This window comes from Actinospica durhamensis (genome assembly GCF_018139695.1).
GTDB classification, from domain to species: Bacteria; Actinomycetota; Actinomycetes; order Streptomycetales; family Catenulisporaceae; genus Actinospica; species Actinospica durhamensis.
This window is the reverse complement of the sequence record NZ_JAGSOG010000806.1, coordinates 1-418: the sequence shown is the minus strand read 5'-3', so window position 1 is coordinate 418 and position 418 is coordinate 1. Positions and strand designations below refer to the sequence as shown.

At 75.6% G+C, this 418-nt stretch carries 1 protein-coding gene; it reads left to right on the top strand.

Features of this window, described 5'->3' with window-relative positions; all coding sequences use genetic code 11:
- Positions 1-418 (top strand): hypothetical protein (locus KDL01_RS42315; protein ID WP_212534324.1); only part of this gene is annotated, 418 nt, incomplete at both ends.

Genomic DNA, 418 nt, shown 5'->3' with positions numbered 1-418 from the left:
GCCCTCGTCGCCGCGGACGGCACCTGGTCGACGACCGTCCCGGGCGTGCCCGTCGGCGGCTACACCGCGTCGGTGACCCAAGCCCTCGGTGGAGACGTCTCCGCCGCCGTGACGCGCGCCTTCAGCGTCGTCGCCGGCACGGGCCTGACCATCACGAGCCCGACCTCCGGCACGCAGTACCGTCTGCCCGGAGCCGACTCCACCCGTGACGTCACCGTCTCGGGTGCCGGGCAGGCCGGTGCCCCGGTCGCCGTCACCCTCGGCGGCGGCCGCGACCTCACCACGACGGTCGCCCCCAACGGCACCTGGTCCGTGACCTTCCCGGCCCTGCCGGTCGCCACCTACACGGCCACCGCGACGCAGACGGTGGGAGGCGCGGTGTCCGCCCCGCAGACCACCGACTTCACCCTCGTGGCCG